Source organism: Providencia sp. PROV223 (assembly GCF_028479245.1).
Classification (GTDB): domain Bacteria; phylum Pseudomonadota; class Gammaproteobacteria; order Enterobacterales; family Enterobacteriaceae; genus Providencia; species Providencia rettgeri.
The window spans coordinates 117,160-136,469 of record NZ_JAMPNG010000001.1 but is presented as its reverse complement, the minus strand read 5'-3'; the positions used below and the strand labels follow the sequence as shown (position 1 = coordinate 136,469).

The window sequence follows — 19,310 nt, the reverse complement described above, 5'->3', positions numbered from 1 at the left end:
TAAGAATGAACGTGAAAATATTAAAATTCACTACAGCTATATCGATCGCATTGTTGTTATCAGCTTGCTTGCGAGTTGAGGTCGCAACACCGGATAAGCCCATCAATATTAATATGAATGTAAAAATTGAACATGAAATCCAAATAAAAGCGGATAGGCAAGTAGAAGAATTATTGAAAGAAAATAGTGATTTGTTCGGTGAGGTAAATCCTAAATGAGTCGAATTATCAAGGTACTAGCACTATGTTCATTATTGACTGCTTTTCAGACGATAGCAATTACGGTTGATGAAGCCAAAGAAACAGGCCTATTAGGGGAAACACTGTCGGGCTATTTAGCTCCGATTAATACGAGTAACCAGGAGGCAACTAAGCTAGCAGCACAAATTAACCAAGAACGAGAAAAAAGATACAGCGAAATTGCTGCAAAAAATAACCTAAAAACAAATGAGGTCGCTAGGATAGCAGGGCAAAAACTCGTAGAACGGGCAAGTCCTGGGGAGTTTGTGCGTGGCATTAATGGCCAATGGTTACAAAAGAAATAAAAAGCGCACTCAGAAAGTGCGCAAAATATAACAATGGTAGCTTTGGGTTTTAATAATATATGACTTAAAAAGACTATATCTTAAGCGATAATAGTATTTATATGGTTTTGTGCTTGTTGATGTGCTCGTTCAACGGACTCTTGGCCTAACGATGTTCCTTCAGCAAAAACGAACTCAACGTCTGTAATGCCAATGAAATCTAAAAATAATGTTAAATAAGGCACCATGGTATCTGTTGGTGTACCTTTATAGATACCACCTCGACTCGTTAATACATAGGCACGCTTGTCTTTTAATAAGCCAACAGAACCTTGTTCTGTATATTTAAACGTGTGCCCTGAGCGAGCGATAAAGTCGAAGTAATGTTTTAAATGAGAAGAAATCGTAAAGTTATACATTGGGGCTGCAATAACAATCACATCGTGAGCTTTAATTTCATCAATCAACGTATTTGACAGGTCCAAATGTGCTTGTTGTTGTTCTGTTTTCGTGTCACTTGGGCTAAAAGCTGCTAAAATTTCACCGTCAATCGCTGGAATTGGCTCTTTGACTAAATCTCGTACAGTTACTGTATCTGCTGAGTGTTTTTCCTGCCATTGTTGAATAAAGTAATCTGCCATTTTATTGCTTTGTGAATAATCAGCCAGAATACTTGATTTCAATAGTAATACTTTACTCATGTGTTCCTCTATTTTTAGGTAAAACTTTATTGGTAATGATACGTAAGGTGTAACTGATTGATAGGAAAAAAATTAGATAGCCTTCTTCAAAAAAATTGATGGTATTTTTATGTGATAATAACAATTAAAAATAAAAACGAAATTTAGCCCTTACAAATTGCGAAGTGGATTGGCTAGCGTGTATTGAAATTTATTAAAGATAAGGATTTAACAGGTGAAATCCATTCTGACAGCATTAACCGCTGATATTGGACAAACTTCATTACGTGACCAATGGTTACTAAAGAAAAGAGTGCAAGGTATTGCAAAGATCCAGAACGAAAAATCGCGCTCTGCGGTACTTGACGCTATTAAAATAGATATTGAAAAGGCCAAACAAAAAGTTGAAATTAAACGATTAAATGTGCCTAAAATTGTGTATCCGGATAATTTACCCGTCAGCCAGAAAAAAGAGGTTATTTTAGATGCCATTAAAAAGCATCAAGTAGTTATTGTTGCAGGTGAAACGGGCTCTGGAAAGACCACCCAAATTCCAAAAATTTGTCTAGAACTTGGCAGAGGGGTCCTAGGATTTATAGGCCACACTCAGCCAAGACGTTTAGCCGCACGCTCAGTCGCGACACGTCTTGCTCAAGAACTTGAATGTGAATTAGGTTCAAATGTTGGCTATAAAGTGCGATTTAGTGACCAAGTGAGTGAAACAACTCAAGTCAAATTGATGACTGATGGTATCTTGCTTGCGGAGCTACAAAATGACAAATTGCTGTTGCAGTATGACACTATTATCATCGATGAAGCTCACGAAAGAAGCCTCAATATCGACTTTATTTTAGGTTATTTACGTCAATTATTACCAAGACGCCCTGATTTAAAAGTTATTATTACATCAGCAACTATTGACCCAGAACGTTTTTCGAAACACTTTAATCATGCTCCGATTGTTGAAGTGTCTGGCCGTACCTATCCGGTTGAAGTCCGTTATCGTCCTATTATGGGAGATCAGAACGATAGCGACCGTGACCAAATAGATGGGATTATAGATGCAGTAAATGAGCTATCTGTTGAAGGTAATGGCGATATATTGATTTTTATGAGTGGTGAGCGGGAAATTCGTGATACCGCAGATGCGTTATCAAAACTTTCTTTACGTCATACTGAAATCTTACCATTATTCGCAAGGCTTTCTAATAGTGAGCAAAATCGCATCTTTCATCCTCATGGAGGACGTCGGATCATTCTTGCAACAAACGTAGCAGAAACATCATTAACTGTACCTGGTATCAAATATGTCATTGATACCGGTTATGCACGTATTAGTCGTTATAGTTACCGTACAAAAGTACAGCGTCTCCCTGTTGAAGCTATCTCTCAGGCTTCCGCTAATCAACGTAAAGGGCGCTGTGGCCGTGTTTCCGATGGGATTTGTATTCGTTTATATTCAGAAGATGACTTTCTATCACGCCCAGAGTTTACAGACCCTGAAATTTTACGGACGAATTTAGCATCAGTTATATTACAAATGACTTCTATTGGTCTTGGTGATATTTCTGCATTTCCATTTGTAGAGGCTCCAGATAAACGTAATATCCAAGATGGTGTGAAATTACTGGAAGAGCTAGGTGCAATTAAGTCCCACAAACAGGCAGATAAAGGCTATCAATTGACAGATACAGGTCGGCAGCTAGCTCAGCTTCCTGTTGACCCAAGACTTGCTCGGATGGTGATTGAAGCACGTAAACATGGTGCAGTACGTGAGACAATGGTGATTGTTTCTGCATTATCAATTCAAGATCCGCGGGAGAGACCGTTAGATAAACAGCAAGCTGCTGATGAAAAACATCGCCGTTTCCATGATAAGCAATCAGATTTCTTAGCCTTTTTAAATCTTTGGGATTACTTAAAAGAACAACAAACGCAGCTTTCTAACGCCCAATTTAGAAAAATGTGCCGCCAAGATTTTCTCAATTATTTACGTATTCGAGAGTGGCAAGATTTATATACTCAGCTGAGGCAAGTGGTAAAAGAGCAAGGTTTTGCAATTAATAGTTCTGAGGCTGATTTTCGAAGTATTCACGTTTCGCTATTGGCTGGGTTACTTTCACATATTGGTCAAAAAGATGCCGATAAACACGAATTCACTGGGGCTAGGAATGCACGTTTTACTATTTTCCCAGGTTCGGGGTTGTTTAAAAAACCACCAAAATGGACAATGGTTGTGGAACTTGTTGAAACATCGAAATTATGGGGAAGAATTGCCGCATCCATCGATGTTGAGTGGGTTGAACCCTTAGCTGAACATTTAACTAAACATAGTTATAGTGAGCCTCATTGGTCAAAATCTGAAGGCGCGGTAATGGCATCCGAAAAAGTGACTCTATATGGGCTACCTATTGTTGCGTCAAGGCAGGTTAACTATGGGAATATTGACCCATTACTATGCCGTGAGTTATTCATTCGTCACGCTTTGGTTGAAGGGGATTGGGTCACTCGCCACGCATTCTTTAAAGAAAATCTGAAATTATTATCAGAAGTAGAGGATTTGGAGCATAAATCACGTCGACGTGACATTTTAGTTGATGATGAAACATTATTTGCATTTTATGACCAACGTATCCCGAATGATGTGATTTCTTCCCGTCATTTTGATAATTGGTGGAAAACAGCATCTAAGCAACAATCTGACCTGTTAAGCTTTGAAAAAAGTATGCTGATTAAAGAGGATGCCAGCAATGTTTCGGCACTTGATTACCCTAACTATTGGCATCAAGGAGATTTAAAATTTCGGTTGAGTTACCAATTTGAACCTGGAACTGATGCTGATGGTGTGACGGTACATATACCTCTTGCTGTATTAAATCAGGTTCAGAATATTGGCTTTGATTGGCAAGTTCCTGGGCTGCGTCATGAGCTAATCGTTGCTTTAATTAAATCACTACCTAAACCTATTAGACGAAATTTTGTCCCTGCACCTAATTATGCTTCTGCATTTTTAGAACGAGTGCCAGAGCCTGAAGGCAGCGTATTGGATAAACTTGAACGTGAATTACGCCGTATGACAGGTGTCACTGTTGAACGTGAATCATGGCAATTAGCGCAGCTTCCAGCCCATTTAAAAATGACGTATCGTGTTGTGGGTGACAAAAATAAAACCGTTGCGGAAGGGCAAAATCTTGATGAGCTAAAAAATAGCTTAAAAGAAAAAGTGCAAGAAACGTTATCTGAAGTTGTGGATGACGGTATTGAGCAACACGGGTTACATATTTGGAGTTTTGGCGAATTACCTCAACGTTATGAGCAAAAAAGAGGCGGATATTCCGTTAAAGCTTATCCTGCGTTAGTCGATGAGAAAAATAGCGTTGGTATCAAGGTATTTGAAACCGAATTGGAACAACAGCAAGCAATGTGGGCCGGAGTGCGTCGGTTATTGCTGTTAAACATTCCATCGCCAATTAAATATCTACATGAAAAATTACCAAATAAATCAAAATTAGGTCTGTATTTTAACCCTTATGGTAAGGTATTAGAGTTAATTGATGACTGTATTGCTTGTGGCGTCGACCAAATAATTGCTGATTTTGGTGGTGCGGTATGGGATGAAGTGCAGTTTGAAAAACTGAAAGAGTTTGCACGTGCAGAATTAAATGATGTGGTTGTTAATATTGCTAAGCAAGTTGAACAAATATTAACAGCGGTGTTTGCTATCAATAAACGTCTAAAAGGGCGGGTTGATTTTTCGATGGCGATAGCGTTATCGGATATAAAAACACAAATGTCGAATTTGGTATTTAAAGGCTTTGTGACCACTCATGGTTGGAAGCGCTTACCTGATATTCTTCGTTATTTAAATGGAATAGAGCGGAGATTAGAAAAATTAGCGATTGACCCTAACCGAGATCGTGCTCAAATGAGTAAGGTAGAGCATGTTCAGAATATGTGGCAACAATGGCTAGCTAAATTATCTCCAATTCAGAGAAATATGCCAGAAGTTCAAGAAATTCGTTGGATGATTGAAGAATTGCGAGTTAGCTTGTTTGCCCAACAGCTTGGAACACCATACCCAATTTCGGATAAACGCATTATGCAGTTGATGGAACACTTATCACAACAGCTGTAAGAACTATTATTTTTTACTCATTGGCGCTTCACATATTGTTTATGTGAAGCGTTTTTTATTTTAGTTAATCTTGGCTTATTTAGTTACAACATACTAAAGGAAATTAAAAATATAAACTTTCGAGTTCGTACAACAGTCATTTTCACTAAAATAAGAGAGCGAAAAATAGTGAAAGAGGTGGGGGTAATAGAAAATTATTGGGCTATTAAGCGACCAGGGACTAGGATTTTGCAGCAGATTAGGGCTTAAATTTACTCATAAAAATTAAGCCCTTTATATAAGACTAGGCAACCAAATAATAGAGCGCAGGAATAGCGGCTATCGCAATGGCATATGCCATAATTTTTTCAATCGCTTTTAATGGCATTTGGTTGGTTTGCTGCTGACGAGCATAGAAAAAGACCAAAATACCTGGAGCATACAAAACGACAGATAATAGCAAATTAATTAACCCTGATGCATAAAGCAGCCATAAACCATAAAGGCTGGCAATAGCTCCAACGGCAAGTAATGCTTTATTATGACGTTCAAAAGCCACTTTTACTAAAAATGCGCCAACAAGGAAATAAGGGACTAAAATCATTTCAGAGGCGATGGTAAGCAATGTGTTGTAATTACTCCCACTAAGCCAAATAAGAACCAAAGATAGTTGTACTGCACCATTGGTGAGCCATAAAGAAGATGATGGTGCATCATTTTTATTTAATTTGTTGAATATTTTAGGGAATGATTGATATTGGGCTGCGATATAAGGTACTTCCGCAGCCATAATAGTCCAGCTTAGATAAGCCCCACAAACGGAAATAATTAGGCCTGCCGCAATAATAATATCACCACTCGAACCAATTAAATTTACCATGAGCGGAGCCATGGATGGGTTTTTTATTTCTGCGAGTTCAGCTCTAGGCATGATACCTAGGGAAAGTAAGGTAACAAGAATGTAGATAATTAATGCAGAACTTACTGCAAAAATTGTTGCTAAGCCAACATCACGGCGATTTTTAGCTCTAGCAGAAACGACAACAGCACCTTCGATACCAATAAATACCCAGAGTGTAATCAGCATGGTATCTTTAACTTGTTCCCAAACCGGAACACCAAATTCGATACCACTAAAATCTGCATTGAAAATATCAAGTTTAAACGCAAAAAAAGCCAATACAATAAATAAGCCAAGAGGAACCAATTTTGCCATTGTAGCAAGTTTATTAATCCCAGCGGCTGTCTGTACCCCTCGAAGAACTAAATAATGAACAAACCAGAGAAGTATGGACTCTCCGATTAGAGCTTGCCATGTATTCCCATCACCAAAAACAATGTTATCAGGCGTATCCGTAAAAAAACTGATTGCTGCGAATACGATAACGAGATAAGACACATTGGCAACTACCGCACATAGCCAATACCCCCAGGCTGAACAAAAACCAATTAATTCCCCGAAGCCGACTTTTGCGTAAGTAAATATTCCACCGTCAAGGTCAGGACGTATGCGGGAAAGTAACAATAGGGCAAATGCTAAAAAGAGGATACCCACACCTGTAATTGACCAACCAATTATTAATGCGAGTGGGCTGGCAACTTCCGCCATATTTTGAGGGAGACTAAAAACACCGGCGCCAACCATTGAGCTAAGAACTAGCGCTGTTAGTGCGGTAAGACTCAAAGTATTTTTCAAAGTAAATCCTGAACGTTCAGAAATCAAAAGTTAAAATGACGTTAAAATGCCATTGCAATAATTAGTTTAACTAGTAGCCATTAAAAAAGCAGATAGAATGACTACATGTTTTCATAGGTGTGGATTCTACGAACGAAATGACAGATATGCAATGGCAATGTATGCATTTTTAAAGATGTTTTATGCACTTTTTTAAAAGAATGGAAGTGAATAGAGCCAAAGAAAATAAATAACGTAAAGAGAAAGTATAAAAACAAAAAAACCAGCCGAGTAGGCTGGTTTTAACATCACGTAATACTGGGTTATTTAAACAAGTCAGCACTGATGGTGACACTTCCACCATTAGATTGCCATTCTCTTGTAATATGGAAATACTTAGCCCCTTTAGCTTCAGCACGTTTTGCTATTTGGTAACGTACTTCTGGCGTATTGGTGTAATATCCTGAGAATGTAATAGAGTCAAATGGAACCATTTGAGCTGCTGCTGTTTTGTTCACTTCTTCAATAACATAGCCACTTGGCAGAGTCACACTAGTACGACCTGGCTGGCTGCTAGAGGTTTCAAAGAAACGACCGACTGCGCTTGTTGGCTCTTCAGAAGATGCAACACCTGGGATACGTACTTTTTTAGCTGCTTCACCGCCTTCAGCTAATAGAGCTCGACCAGCTTCTGAATCAGCAGGAACCACTGCGTCTTCATTAAGTACTTGTCGTTTCGGGGCATCTTTCTTATAGATGTAAGCCGTTGCTAATGTGTTTCCACCATCATTCATTGCGATATTACGAACCACATAGAATGAGGCTGCATTTTTTTCAAGGGCTTTTTTAGCAATAGCCTCATAGAGGTCTGGTTGAGAAGGGTAAAAACCGCTTACCGTAACAGTATCAAAAGGCTCATATTCTGTTGCGTCAGTTTTTGACATTTCTTCAACACCACCGAATACACGACGTTTCGGTGTACCAACTTCTGGTGCATCTTTTGCGTAGACATCTGCAACAACACGCATGTTGCCGCTATCACCTACATCATCAAGGCTTTGAATGTAAAAGGCATATGCCCCCATTTTATCAGCCCTACGGGAGACTGCATCGGATGCTTCATAAATAGCATTAAAGCGCCCGGTAACTGTTATACGCTCATAAGGTTTTAATTCAGTAGCCTGTTTTGGCGTCAATTCAACAGCCGCCTGAGTAGCAGTTATACTAGTTAATGATAACACCGCGGCTGCGATGACCGTAGTTTTCAGCTTCATACAAAATCCTTCCGCCTTGCGCAATTTATTATAAACATGCTGAATCTTAGTTGTATCACATGTACGTGATTATTACACGTAACGGAACCCGTTGTCTCATGATTTTCTTTTTATGAGAAATAAATAATTATTGACTAGTTAAATTTACCAGATTTTTTAAAGTATCCAGTATTTTATTGACCTAAAACTAAGATTTTCACTGCGAATTCCATTTACTGTCTAAGAATCGAGATCAATTATGGATCAAGAAGCTTATTTTCAGTAGGTTATTAGAACATTAAAAATCTGTTTATGCACAAAATAAGACTTTTCTCTGTGATGATAGTCATTATTTTAGCAAACACTCTATTAACAACATTACGTTAGGCATTAAAAAGGGAACATTATGCGTATTGGTATACCAAGAGAAAGACTTGCCAATGAAGCGCGTGTTGCAGCTACACCATCAACAGTGACTCAACTTCTTAAGTTAGGTTTTTCTGTCTGTGTAGAACAAAATGCGGGTCATTTAGCCAGTTTTGATGATGTAGCATACGAACAAGCGGGGGCAGAAATCGTTGATCGTGATACTGCATTTGCTGCGGATATCGTTTTTAAAGTCAACGCGCCACTGGATGATGAAATTCCTCTGTTAAAAGAAGGGGCAACACTGGTGAGTTTCATTTGGCCGGCACAAAATGCTGAGCTAATGGAAGCGTTAAAAGCTCGGAAAATTAACGTGATGGCGATGGATGCCGTGCCACGTATTTCACGTGCCCAGTCACTTGATGCGCTGAGTTCAATGGCAAACATTGCAGGCTACCGTGCAATTGTTGAAGCTGCTCATGAATTTGGCCGTTTTTTTACGGGGCAAATTACGGCAGCAGGTAAAGTGCCTCCAGCGAAAGTCATGATCATCGGTGCTGGGGTTGCTGGTCTTGCTGCAATTGGTGCAGCAGGTAGCTTAGGCGCTATTGTTCGCGCTTTTGACACTCGCCCTGAGGTGAAAGAGCAAGTTCAGAGTATGGGAGCTGAATTCCTTGAGCTAGATTTCAAAGAAGAGGCTGGTAGTGGCGATGGCTATGCCAAAGTGATGTCAGAAGCATTTATTAAAGCTGAGATGGAATTGTTCGCTGCCCAGGCGAAAGAAGTCGATATCATTGTGACTACGGCACTGATCCCAGGTAAACCCGCACCTAAATTGATTACCAAGGAAATGGTTGAATCAATGAAACCAGGGAGTGTGGTTGTCGACTTAGCGGCGCAAACTGGGGGAAACTGTGAATTAACTCAAGCAGATAAGTTGGTTGTGACTGACAATGGCGTAAAAATCATTGGCTACACTGATTTACCAAGCCGTTTGCCAACTCAATCATCACAGTTATATGGAACAAACCTTGTTAACTTGATGAAACTGCTATGCAAAGAAAAAGACGGTGAAATCAACATTGATTTTGACGATCTGGTTATTCGCGGTGTCACAGTGATTAAGCAAGGTGAAATCACCTGGCCTGCCCCCCCAATTCAGGTATCTGCTCAACCGCAGGCGAAACCGCAATCGGTTGAAAAAGTTAAAGCGCCTGAGAAAAAGATGTCACCGACGCTGAAATATGGCTTGATGGCATTAGCCATCATCTTGTTTGGTTGGTTCGCTAATTCAGCGCCAAAAGAGTTTTTATCGCACTTTACGGTATTTGCATTAGCTTGTGTGGTCGGTTATTACGTGGTGTGGAATGTCACTCATGCATTGCATACACCGTTAATGTCAGTCACTAATGCTATTTCAGGGATCATCGTCGTGGGCGCCTTGCTCCAGATTGGAAGCGGTGGCTGGGTAAGCTTCTTATCCTTTATCGCCATATTGATCGCCAGTATCAATATTTTTGGTGGGTTCACTGTAACCCAACGCATGTTAAAAATGTTTCGTAAAGGGTAAGGGGTAACTTATGTTGTCGAGTGGAATTGTGACAGCAGCTTATATAGTTGCTGCTATCCTATTTATTTTCAGCCTTGCTGGGCTATCCCGTCATGAAAGCTCCCAACGAGGGAATACTTACGGCATCATCGGGATGGCTATTGCATTGGTAGCCACGATTTTAGGTCCTCACAGTGCTAATGTGGGCTGGATGATCGTTGCGATGGTTATTGGTGCAGTGATTGGTATTCGCTTAGCGAAAAAAGTTGAAATGACAGAAATGCCTGAGCTGGTGGCTATTTTACATAGTTTTGTCGGTTTAGCAGCAGTGCTGGTTGGTTTCAACAGCTTTATCGCAAGTGAAGGGCACGCTGATGTTGTGATGGAAAACATTCATTTAACAGAAGTTTTCTTAGGGATCTTCATTGGTGCGGTTACCTTCACTGGCTCAGTGGTCGCTTATGGTAAATTATCAGGAAAAATGTCATCAAAACCGATGATGTTACCTAATCGCCATAAACTGAATTTAGCGGCATTAGTTGTTTCATTCATTCTGTTAGTGATTTTCGTTAAAACAGAAAGTGTGGGCTTACAAGTCTTCTTGATGCTAATCATGACTGCGATTGCTTTAGCTTTTGGCTGGCATTTAGTGGCATCAATTGGTGGAGCGGATATGCCTGTGGTTGTTTCAATGCTGAATTCTTATTCAGGTTGGGCTGCTGCAGCGGCAGGTTTCATGTTAAGCAATGACTTGTTGATCGTCACAGGGGCATTGGTCGGTTCTTCAGGTGCGATTCTGTCCTATATTATGTGTAAGGCGATGAACCGTTCGTTTATCAGTGTTATTGCAGGAGGCTTCGGTACAGATGGCTCTTCAACAGGCACAGAAGAAGAAATGGGTGAGTACCGTGAAAGCACGGCAGAAGAAGTCGCTGAAATGTTGAAAAATTCAACATCGGTAATTATCACTCCAGGCTATGGTATGGCGGTTGCACAAGCACAATACCCTGTTGCGGATATCACCACTAAACTACGTGAACGTGGTATTAATGTGCGTTTTGGTATTCACCCTGTAGCTGGGCGTTTACCTGGCCATATGAACGTATTATTAGCCGAAGCTAAAGTACCTTATGATATCGTATTGGAAATGGATGAAATTAATGATGATTTCTCTGATACCGATACCGTTCTTGTTATTGGTGCTAACGATACGGTTAACCCAGCGGCTCAAGAAGATCCAAACAGCCCAATTGCAGGTATGCCAGTTCTTGAAGTTTGGAAAGCAAGCAATGTCATTGTATTTAAACGTTCAATGAATACTGGCTATGCTGGGGTGCAAAACCCATTATTCTTCAAAGAAAATACGCAGATGTTGTTTGGTGATGCGAAAGATAGCGTTGATGCAATCTTACGTGCATTGTAATTTAATGAGTTACTAATTCATTTCAAAAAAATTAGCAAAGTAAATAAGAAGGGGTGATTGGTTAATTCCAGTCACCCCTTCTTGATATTTGAGAGTTAAATCAGTTTATGTGATGCAGTCTTATAAACGCATCATTTGAGGCAAAATCGAGCGCAATTGGTTAGCCCTCGAGCAAAGGTAAACACTAATAAAAACGCTAGTGTTGATATTATGAGCATGCTCATCATGAGAACTCCGCCATTGAAATTATCCATGACATATCCTCCCACTAAGCTACCAATAGTAATTAAAATTAAAAACATAAAGGTAATCAAAGCTGAACCTTTTTCGGTTAATTCTGGAACATGAACGTGCATCCACATGTTGATTGTTGCAGGAACCATACCCGCAGCAACTCCCCATGAAAAAACAAATATGATACTGGTTGCCCAATTAAAATCTAAAACAGATAATGCGAGAAAAGCTAAGGCCAATAAAAGTGCACTAATCGCAAAATTATAACGAACATTATGTTTTCCGACATAACCTGCCAGTATATTGCCAACGACGCTAGCCACTCCAAAAAAGAGTAATAATGCTGAAATTTGCCCTTCGATAAAGCCTGCGGTTTGTTTAAAGAATACCGTAAAATAATTATAGGCAGAGAAATGTGCTAAAAAAATCAGTGTGAATATAACTAACCCTTTACGTGCAATAGGGTGCGAGGGCATCAATAATAACTCTTTCCATTGCATAGACGAGGACGGCTTTAATGATGGTAAAGAAAAATACTGCATTAAAAATGCGATAGCGCCCGCAATGACTAATGCAATATAAGGTGTTCTCCAACCATAGTTATCAGATAGCCAAGCGCCTAGAGGTACGCCGAGTACGGTAACTAATGTGACTGCCGAAAAAAATATTGTTACGGATGTGGTAATTGACATGTTTTTAGGTGCTAAACGTACGACTAAGCCAGCAGCAACACCCCAAAAACCCCCTAATGCAATTCCTAATGCGAAACGACCTAATAAAACTAAACTAAAATTAGAAGCGAAAGCCGTAATTGCGTTGGCTAATATCATGAGAGCAACTAAGAAAAGTAATACTTGGCGTCTATCGATATTTTTTGCATAAATGGGAACAAATAGGGAGGATACCATACCTGCGATAGATGTGACTGTCACGGTAAGTCCTGCAGTACCTGTTGATATTTGGAAATCATAAGCGATATTATTCAGGACGCTAATCGCTAAAAATTCACCAGTAACAATAATGAAGCAAGCAAAAGTTGCAGATAATAGTGAAAGCCAGTTACCATTGTGCGAAGAAAAATGAGTTGTTGTCATTTGCTTTCCATGAAAATTGAGTTATTTACAAAAAAATAATTTTATAGTGACCGCTATAAAATTATAATGCTATTCTTTATGCAAATTTAGGCGCTGTCAATTATTTTTGTAGTGATCACTATAAAATAGTTATGGCATCGTGAGTTGACTGCGAGTAAAGTGAGAAGATGAATCAAATAAAACGCGGGCGGCCTAAAGGCTTTGACCAACAAGATGCATTAGCTAAAGCCATGTTACTTTTTTGGCGAAATGGCTATGTTGCAACCTCAATTAGCGATTTAACTCATGAGCTAGGTATCACCGCACCTAGTCTTTACTGTGCTTTTGGTGATAAAGCATCGTTGTTCAATCAATGTATTGATTATTATTTGATGAATGAAGCTTGCCCTATTTTGTCTATCGTAAAGCAAGCTAAAACGGCGAAAATTGCGATTGAATTACTGATGTACGAAAGCGCCAAAAGGCTAATTCAGCCAAACAAACCCGCAGGTTGTATGTTGATTACTGCAGCAATGAATGGGGCGAAGCAAATCGAAGATGTGCAATTAAACGTTCAAGAAAAACGTAAGAGCTATCAAGAGATTCTACTAGAGCGCATGCGCAAAGGTATTGCTGATGGCGATGTTGCACCAGATGCACCGATTGAAGCTATCGTTGATTTTTATATCACGGTAATTGATGGTTTTACCATCCAAGCGTGTGACGGAATTGAACTTGAGAGGCTGAATCAAGTTATTTTTAATGCTATGCAGGTTTGGCCAGTACTTAATTCCAGCCAACATAAACAGAATCAGGATTGAATTGCTCCCCTAGTTAGTGAATTAGGGGGAGCAATTTTTAAATGATTAATTAATCTTCATCAGCAGGGGTGATAGGGCAGACAAAGCCGTCAGGTTTAATCGCTAATAAATCACATTTTAGCTTATCGATGACATGCTCTGCGGTATTCCCCAAAAAGGCCGCTGAAATCCCTGTACGGCCTAAAATACCCAGCACCACAACCCCCGCATGTAATTCTTCACACATGTCAGGAATAATTTTTTCAGGTAGGCCTTCACGGACATGGGTGTACTTTTCATCAATCCCAAATTTTTGCCGTAGCTCTTTCATCGCAATTAAATGTTGGCCACGTAGTGCGTTGTTATATAAGCTCGGGTCGAAATCGGGCAACTCTATGGCAATATTCATTGGCGCAACAGGATATGCGCTTACTAAATGAATTTCCTGTTCTTTAATAATGCGTGTTGCTAAGTCTTTTGTTTTTTCGACCAATTTAATATTGAGGTCATCGTGATAAGATTCCTCATTTGATAAATTAACGGCAACAACCACGGAACCGTGGTCTGGCCATACTTTATCTTTCACCATCCAGACAGGAGCAGGGCATTTTCGGAGTAAATGCCAGTCTAACGGGGTAAAAATAATTGACTCGAAATTATCGGTTTGATGTGCCATTTTCAGTAATAAGTCATGTTCACCACTGATAACTTCCTGAATAATGGCCTCATATGGCTTGTTGTGCCAAATAACTTTAATTTCAATATCAATGCCTGCTTCAAGATAGAAATGAGCTTGTTGTTTGATCCACGCTGCTTTTTGGCTTATTACACCTTTACGCATGGCATTACGCTCTTCAGGGGACAGTAATGTTGTCATGTCATAGGAAAGGTCGTAGATAGGCAAAAACGCTTTTATCCGTCCACCATTACGCTGCACGATGTAGACAGCACGTCTTAATGCAGGTTGATCATCCTGATTTGGGTCAATTGCAACTAGCAGATTTTTATAGTTTGCCATATTGAAATCCTCTCGATACACGGATATTTCCATATAGATAAACTATGATATTGAGATTAAATAGGCAAGAAATCTAGGGAAAAAAATGAAAACGGATCACTGATAACGTGATCCGTTTAGGGATATTAGCATGTAATTGCGGAAACTTTACCAGCAATATCAGTCAGTTTAGCCATATCTTCGATGGTGATATACTTACCTTTAACACTCAGCATGCCACTTTTTTGAAAGCGGCCTAATAAACGGCTGATGGTTTCAACAGTTAATCCAAGATAGTTACCAATATCTCCACGAGTCATGGTCAATCTAAATTCTCTTGGTGAAAAACCGCGTTCTGCAAAGCGGTGTGAGAGGTTAAGAATAAATGCAGCTAAACGTTCTTCCGCATTTTTCTTAGATAATAAAAGGATCATTTCTTGGTCACCTTTAATTTCACCGCTCATTAAACGCATAATTTGCTGACGTAAATTAGGCATTTTGCCTGATAAATCATCTAATGTTTCAAAAGGTATTTCACAAACCATTGATGTTTCAAGTGCTTGTGCAAAACTTGGGTGCTGTGTATGAATGATGGCGTCAAAACCAACAAGGTCTCCAGCTAAATGAAAACCGGTAATTTGCTCATCGCCTTCTTCGGTTATTGTATAGCTTTTTATTGTACCAGAGCGGATGGCATATAATGAACGCAACTCATCGCCTGCTTTAAACAAAGCTTGGCCTTTTTGAATTGGTTTCTTGCGTTCGATGATATTATCAAGTTGATCCAGTTCATGTTCATTCAGCGTAAAAGGAATGCAAAGTTGGCTAATACTGCAGTCCTGGCAATGAATAGCACAACCACCAGACTGGATGCGACGAACAACTCTTTTTTCTGGGATCATATTTAAGGCTCAATCAAGTTAAAATTATTGATATGAGTCAATTTTAACATAAGATAATGCAACTGGTAAGTAGTAATGTATGACAGAATCGACTTAATAAACAAAAAAGCCAATCAGAGAACATGGAAGAAATTAGTGAATTTAGATATTAATGCTAAATTAAAGAAGATTACTAAATATAAAATTTGATATAGATTAAATTTCACCCTCTAAACGATAAAAAGATGACAGATATCACCATTGTAATTAATACTTAAAATTATAGTGCTTGAGCACGAAATATTAAACTAATTAGCATTAATTTAACACGAAAATAAATTTATGAATATCAATTTTTCAAATTAACCTCAATAAGGAGATTATAATGACACTTACTCAACAGTCTTTACCCACTTCGATGACAGTTGTTGACATTATAGAACCTGGTGGGTCAGAAAAGCTGCGATTAATTGATAAACCGTTACCTAGAATTTCTGCAGGGTATTTACTTGTTAAGGTGGAAGCTGCGGGCGTTAATCGTCCTGATATTTTTCAGCGTAAGGGATCTTATCCTCCACCGGCTGATGCTTCACCGATTATGGGGCTTGAAATTGCAGGAACTATTGTAGGCAAGGCGGATGATGTAGCGGAATGGCAGCTAGGTGATAAAGTTTGTGGGCTGGTTGCTGGGGGCGGTTATGCGGAATATTGTCTAGTGCATAAGCACATCGCCTTACCGTTAGGGAATTTATCTTTTATCGAGGGGGCGGCAATACCTGAAAACTTTTTTACTGTTTGGGCAAACGTTTTTCAAATCGGCAAGTTAAAAAAAGACGAAACAGTACTTATTCACGGGGGAACATCGGGTATTGGTAGTGTGGCGATTATGTTAGCGAAAGCGTTTGGTGCAACAGTGATTACCACTGTTGGTTCTGAGGATAAGGCTGAAGTTGCAAAATCGTTAGGTGCAGATTGTGCTGTTAACTATAGAAAAGATGATTTTGTTGAGGCTACGCTCAATTATACTTCCTCTCGAGGTGTAGATATGGTCGTGGATATTATCGGTGGCGATTATGTTGCAAAAAATTATCAAGTTGCTGCTAAGTTTGGGCGCATTATCCAGATTGGGATGATGAAAGGTAACCCTAAAGAGTTAAATATGATGCCTTTAATGGTAAAAAGATTAACTCATACGGGATCAACAATGCGTTCTCGAACTATTGAAGAAAAAGTTTTGATCGCACAAGAGCTCAAAGAACAAGTTTGGGGGATGTTACAAAAAGGTGAAATTAAACCTGTTATTAACAAATGCTATCCTTTAGACCAAGTAAAAGAAGCTCATGAATATATGGAATCAGGTGATCTTGTTGGTAAAATAGTCCTAATAAACAATTAAATAGAATTTTTCATTCTGGTTTTTATTGTTGTATTACGATATATTTATAATAGTAAAAACCAGTCCATTTATAACAAATAATTTACATAATCAAGTCTTTTTAGCGTAAATATCTCTTTACAGTTAACTAAATTTTGATTTTTTGTGCTCGTCCACAAATTAGAATGAAATTCCAATTGGTTTGTTAATAATTTAATAAAAATAGATTATATCTATAAACAAGTTGGCCATTAACGGTTTGTTTATCAATAAGTAATCCTTAAATGATATTTTTAAATGTATATCATTAATATATTGATATCTTTTATATAAACACAGCCCGTTATGCACTTTCCAATGATATTAAGTTAAGTGACTTAAATGCAACTAGCGGCTGCTAATTGCAGTTTGAAGGTGTAGTAATGATGAATAATTTTAAAAATGCAAAGATGAATGTAGATGCATTGTTTTTAGGCCCTAAATCTGAAAATGCTGTCTTTTTCAAAGAAATGATGGAATATTCAGTGAGTGAACACATGCATTGGCGCTCTAGCTATCATCCAGAAGACCCTGATCTTATCTCTACCGTTGACCGCTATGCCCCTGAATACCGAGATACGTTATATCGTACAGAAGGTATTCTTAATCAACTCTCTTCAAAATTAAAAACAACATCAGTTCCATGGTTCTCTCCACGTTATATGGGCCATATGAATGCAGATACGCTGATGATTTCTAATTTAGCTTATGTTATGGCGATGATGTACAACCCTAATAATTGTGCACAAGAATCTTCTCCGACGACAACCGTTTTAGAAATAGAGGCCGGATTAGATTTATGTGCCATGTTTGGTTATGACGTACAACATGCTTGGGGGCATATTACATCAGGTGGCACAGTAGCTAACTATGAAGGATTATGGGTGGCTAGAAATATTAAAACACTACCGTTGGCGGTTATGCAGCACCCAAAATCCCAATACTTGCTAAAGGGGAAAACCGAAAAAGAGTTGCTCAATCTTTCAGTATCTACAGTTCTAGACTTAATTGACGAATTAAAGAAACAGCAAATTTTTGAGGAAATTCGTGATTTAACCTGCCGTGGAGTTGGCGTAGAGCAAGGAAAGCTTGGTAAGTTATTGGTTCCCCAGTCTAAACATTATTCATGGATGAAAGCGATGGATATCCTTGGTTTAGGCCAACAGAATATTGTGCAACTACCCGTTGATGCAAGTTATCGAACGGATGTGTGTAAAATGCGTGAAACCGTATTTGCATTGATTGAGCAAGAAGAACCTATTTTAGCAGTCGTTGCCGTTATGGGAACCACAGAAACTGGCGCAATTGACAATGTCAAAGAAGTCATTGAGCTACGACGTGAATGTGAGCAACGTTTTGGTGTTTCTTTTTATGTGCATATCGATGCTGCTTATGCGGGATACGCTTGTGCGATGTTTCGTGATGAAGAAAATCAATTTATGGAGTATGAGAATTTAATCCAACGGTATCATAGTGAAGGAATTTTCCCTGAAAATATGGTGTGGCCAAAACGCGATGTGTATGAAAGTTTTAAAGCATTAAGCCAAGCTGATTCTATTACCGTTGACCCTCATAAAGTGGGGTTTATTCCGTATGCGGCGGGGGCTATTTGTATGAAAGATAAGCGGATTGTTGATTTGATTTCTTACCATGCCGCTTATGTATTTGAAGAAGTGCAAGAAAAACAGCGTAAAGCAGAAAAAACGCAAAATGTATTACTTGGCTCTTCCATCATGGAAGGATCAAAAGCGGGCGCAACCGCCGCAGCGGTATGGGCTGCACACCGCTTAGTCCCATTAAATGTTTTAGGGTATGGAAAAGTGATTGCCGCAGGGATCATCACAGCTAATTGGATGATTGACAAAATTAATCAATGTGAGCCTTTCATTATTGATGAGCGTCAATTTTCAATTATAGCGATGCCTACGCCTGATTTTCATATGATTAACTTTATGTTTCGTGAAATCGGAAACACCTCTTTAGAAAAGCAAAATCAGCTCAATAAGCGGCTATATGAATTATGCTCTTATGCAGCTGGTCGGAGTTATTCTAATGATTTTCTCACCTCATCAACTTCGCTAACTTATGACGAATATGGTGATAATCCATTGAATTTATGTCGAGATGCACAGTTCTCTGATAATGAATGGCATAAAGTGCGGTCAATTTATGTACTACGGGCAGCAATCATGACGCATTGCTTGCGTGATAGGGCACATTTTGAAACCTATTGGGCGGAGTTAAAAAATATCTTTGAAGATAAACTGCAACAACTCATTAATGAAGAAAATAAGTCAAATCATTCCAATTATAAAATTAATATTTAAT

Annotated in this window: 14 protein-coding genes; 8 read left to right on the top strand and 6 right to left on the bottom strand. The window is 38.9% G+C overall.

The genetic code is table 11. The features are described from left to right. The first annotated feature begins 5 nt into the window (after positions 1–5). Positions 6–218, top strand: a complete 213-nt coding sequence (locus tag PR767_RS00660) for a YnbE family lipoprotein (protein WP_102140371.1) — start codon at positions 6–8, stop codon at positions 216–218. Then, positions 215–544, top strand: a complete 330-nt coding sequence (locus tag PR767_RS00655) for a YdbL family protein (RefSeq protein WP_004910759.1) — start codon at positions 215–217, stop codon at positions 542–544. Before PR767_RS00660 ends, PR767_RS00655 begins: the two co-directional genes overlap by 4 nt. Positions 545–624: 80 nt before the next feature. On the opposite strand, the gene PR767_RS00650 is transcribed toward PR767_RS00655, so the two are convergent. Then, entirely contained in the window at positions 625–1,224 is a 600-nt protein-coding gene (locus PR767_RS00650; protein ID WP_004910760.1) for an FMN-dependent NADH-azoreductase, read from the bottom strand. A gap of 214 nt (positions 1,225–1,438) precedes the next feature. Between PR767_RS00650 and hrpA the strand changes: the two genes are divergently transcribed. Then, entirely contained in the window at positions 1,439–5,338 is a 3,900-nt protein-coding gene (hrpA, locus tag PR767_RS00645; RefSeq protein WP_272519742.1) for an ATP-dependent RNA helicase HrpA, read from the top strand. A 283-nt stretch (positions 5,339–5,621) separates the two neighbouring features. On the opposite strand, the gene PR767_RS00640 is transcribed toward hrpA, so the two are convergent. Both PR767_RS00640 and ydgH read right to left on the bottom strand, forming a co-directional pair. Then, on the bottom strand, positions 5,622–6,962 hold the full coding sequence (locus tag PR767_RS00640; protein WP_371021248.1) for a basic amino acid/polyamine antiporter: 1,341 nt from the start codon (positions 6,960–6,962) through the stop codon (positions 5,622–5,624). A gap of 353 nt (positions 6,963–7,315) precedes the next feature. Next, the gene (gene ydgH, locus PR767_RS00635) at positions 7,316–8,266 is read right to left on the bottom strand and encodes a DUF1471 family protein YdgH (RefSeq protein ID WP_109912180.1); all 951 of its coding nucleotides are present in this window, start codon (positions 8,264–8,266) and stop codon (positions 7,316–7,318) included. A 385-nt stretch (positions 8,267–8,651) separates the two neighbouring features. On the opposite strand from ydgH, the gene pntA reads away from it, so the two are divergent. Together pntA and pntB are read left to right on the top strand one after the other, a co-directional pair. Further along, positions 8,652–10,181 carry a Re/Si-specific NAD(P)(+) transhydrogenase subunit alpha gene (pntA, locus tag PR767_RS00630; protein ID WP_110731915.1) on the top strand — a complete coding sequence of 510 codons (1,530 nt, stop codon included), beginning with the start codon at positions 8,652–8,654 and terminating at the stop codon, positions 10,179–10,181. Between the two features lie 13 nt (positions 10,182–10,194). Further along, positions 10,195–11,583 carry a Re/Si-specific NAD(P)(+) transhydrogenase subunit beta gene (gene pntB / locus PR767_RS00625; RefSeq protein ID WP_004910772.1) on the top strand — a complete coding sequence of 463 codons (1,389 nt, stop codon included), beginning with the start codon at positions 10,195–10,197 and terminating at the stop codon, positions 11,581–11,583. Between the two features lie 131 nt (positions 11,584–11,714). Here pntB and PR767_RS00620 read toward each other — a convergent pair whose 3' ends face one another. Beyond that, positions 11,715–12,911, bottom strand: a complete 1,197-nt coding sequence (locus PR767_RS00620; protein ID WP_004910773.1) for an MFS transporter — start codon at positions 12,909–12,911, stop codon at positions 11,715–11,717. A gap of 167 nt (positions 12,912–13,078) precedes the next feature. On the opposite strand from PR767_RS00620, the gene PR767_RS00615 reads away from it, so the two are divergent. After that, the gene (locus tag PR767_RS00615; RefSeq protein WP_109912182.1) at positions 13,079–13,711 is read left to right on the top strand and encodes a TetR/AcrR family transcriptional regulator; all 633 of its coding nucleotides are present in this window, start codon (positions 13,079–13,081) and stop codon (positions 13,709–13,711) included. Positions 13,712–13,760: 49 nt separating this feature from the next. On the opposite strand, the gene uspE is transcribed toward PR767_RS00615, so the two are convergent. Further along, entirely contained in the window at positions 13,761–14,708 is a 948-nt protein-coding gene (uspE, locus tag PR767_RS00610) for a universal stress protein UspE (RefSeq protein ID WP_004910778.1), read from the bottom strand. Between the two features lie 125 nt (positions 14,709–14,833). After that, a complete protein-coding gene (locus PR767_RS00605; RefSeq protein ID WP_004254821.1) occupies positions 14,834–15,589 on the bottom strand; it encodes an FNR family transcription factor in 756 nt (251 codons plus the stop codon). 364 nt (positions 15,590–15,953) lie between these two features. Here PR767_RS00605 and PR767_RS00600 point away from each other — a divergent pair, with 364 nt between their 5' ends. Beyond that, positions 15,954–16,964 (top strand): NAD(P)H-quinone oxidoreductase, encoded by a 1,011-nt coding sequence (locus PR767_RS00600; protein ID WP_004910780.1) that lies wholly within the window; start codon positions 15,954–15,956, stop codon positions 16,962–16,964. A 404-nt stretch (positions 16,965–17,368) separates the two neighbouring features. Further along, positions 17,369–19,309: a pyridoxal phosphate-dependent decarboxylase family protein gene (locus tag PR767_RS00595; protein ID WP_272519854.1), complete on the top strand. Its 1,941-nt coding sequence runs from the start codon at positions 17,369–17,371 to the stop codon at positions 19,307–19,309. The last annotated feature ends 1 nt before the right edge of the window (position 19,310 follow it).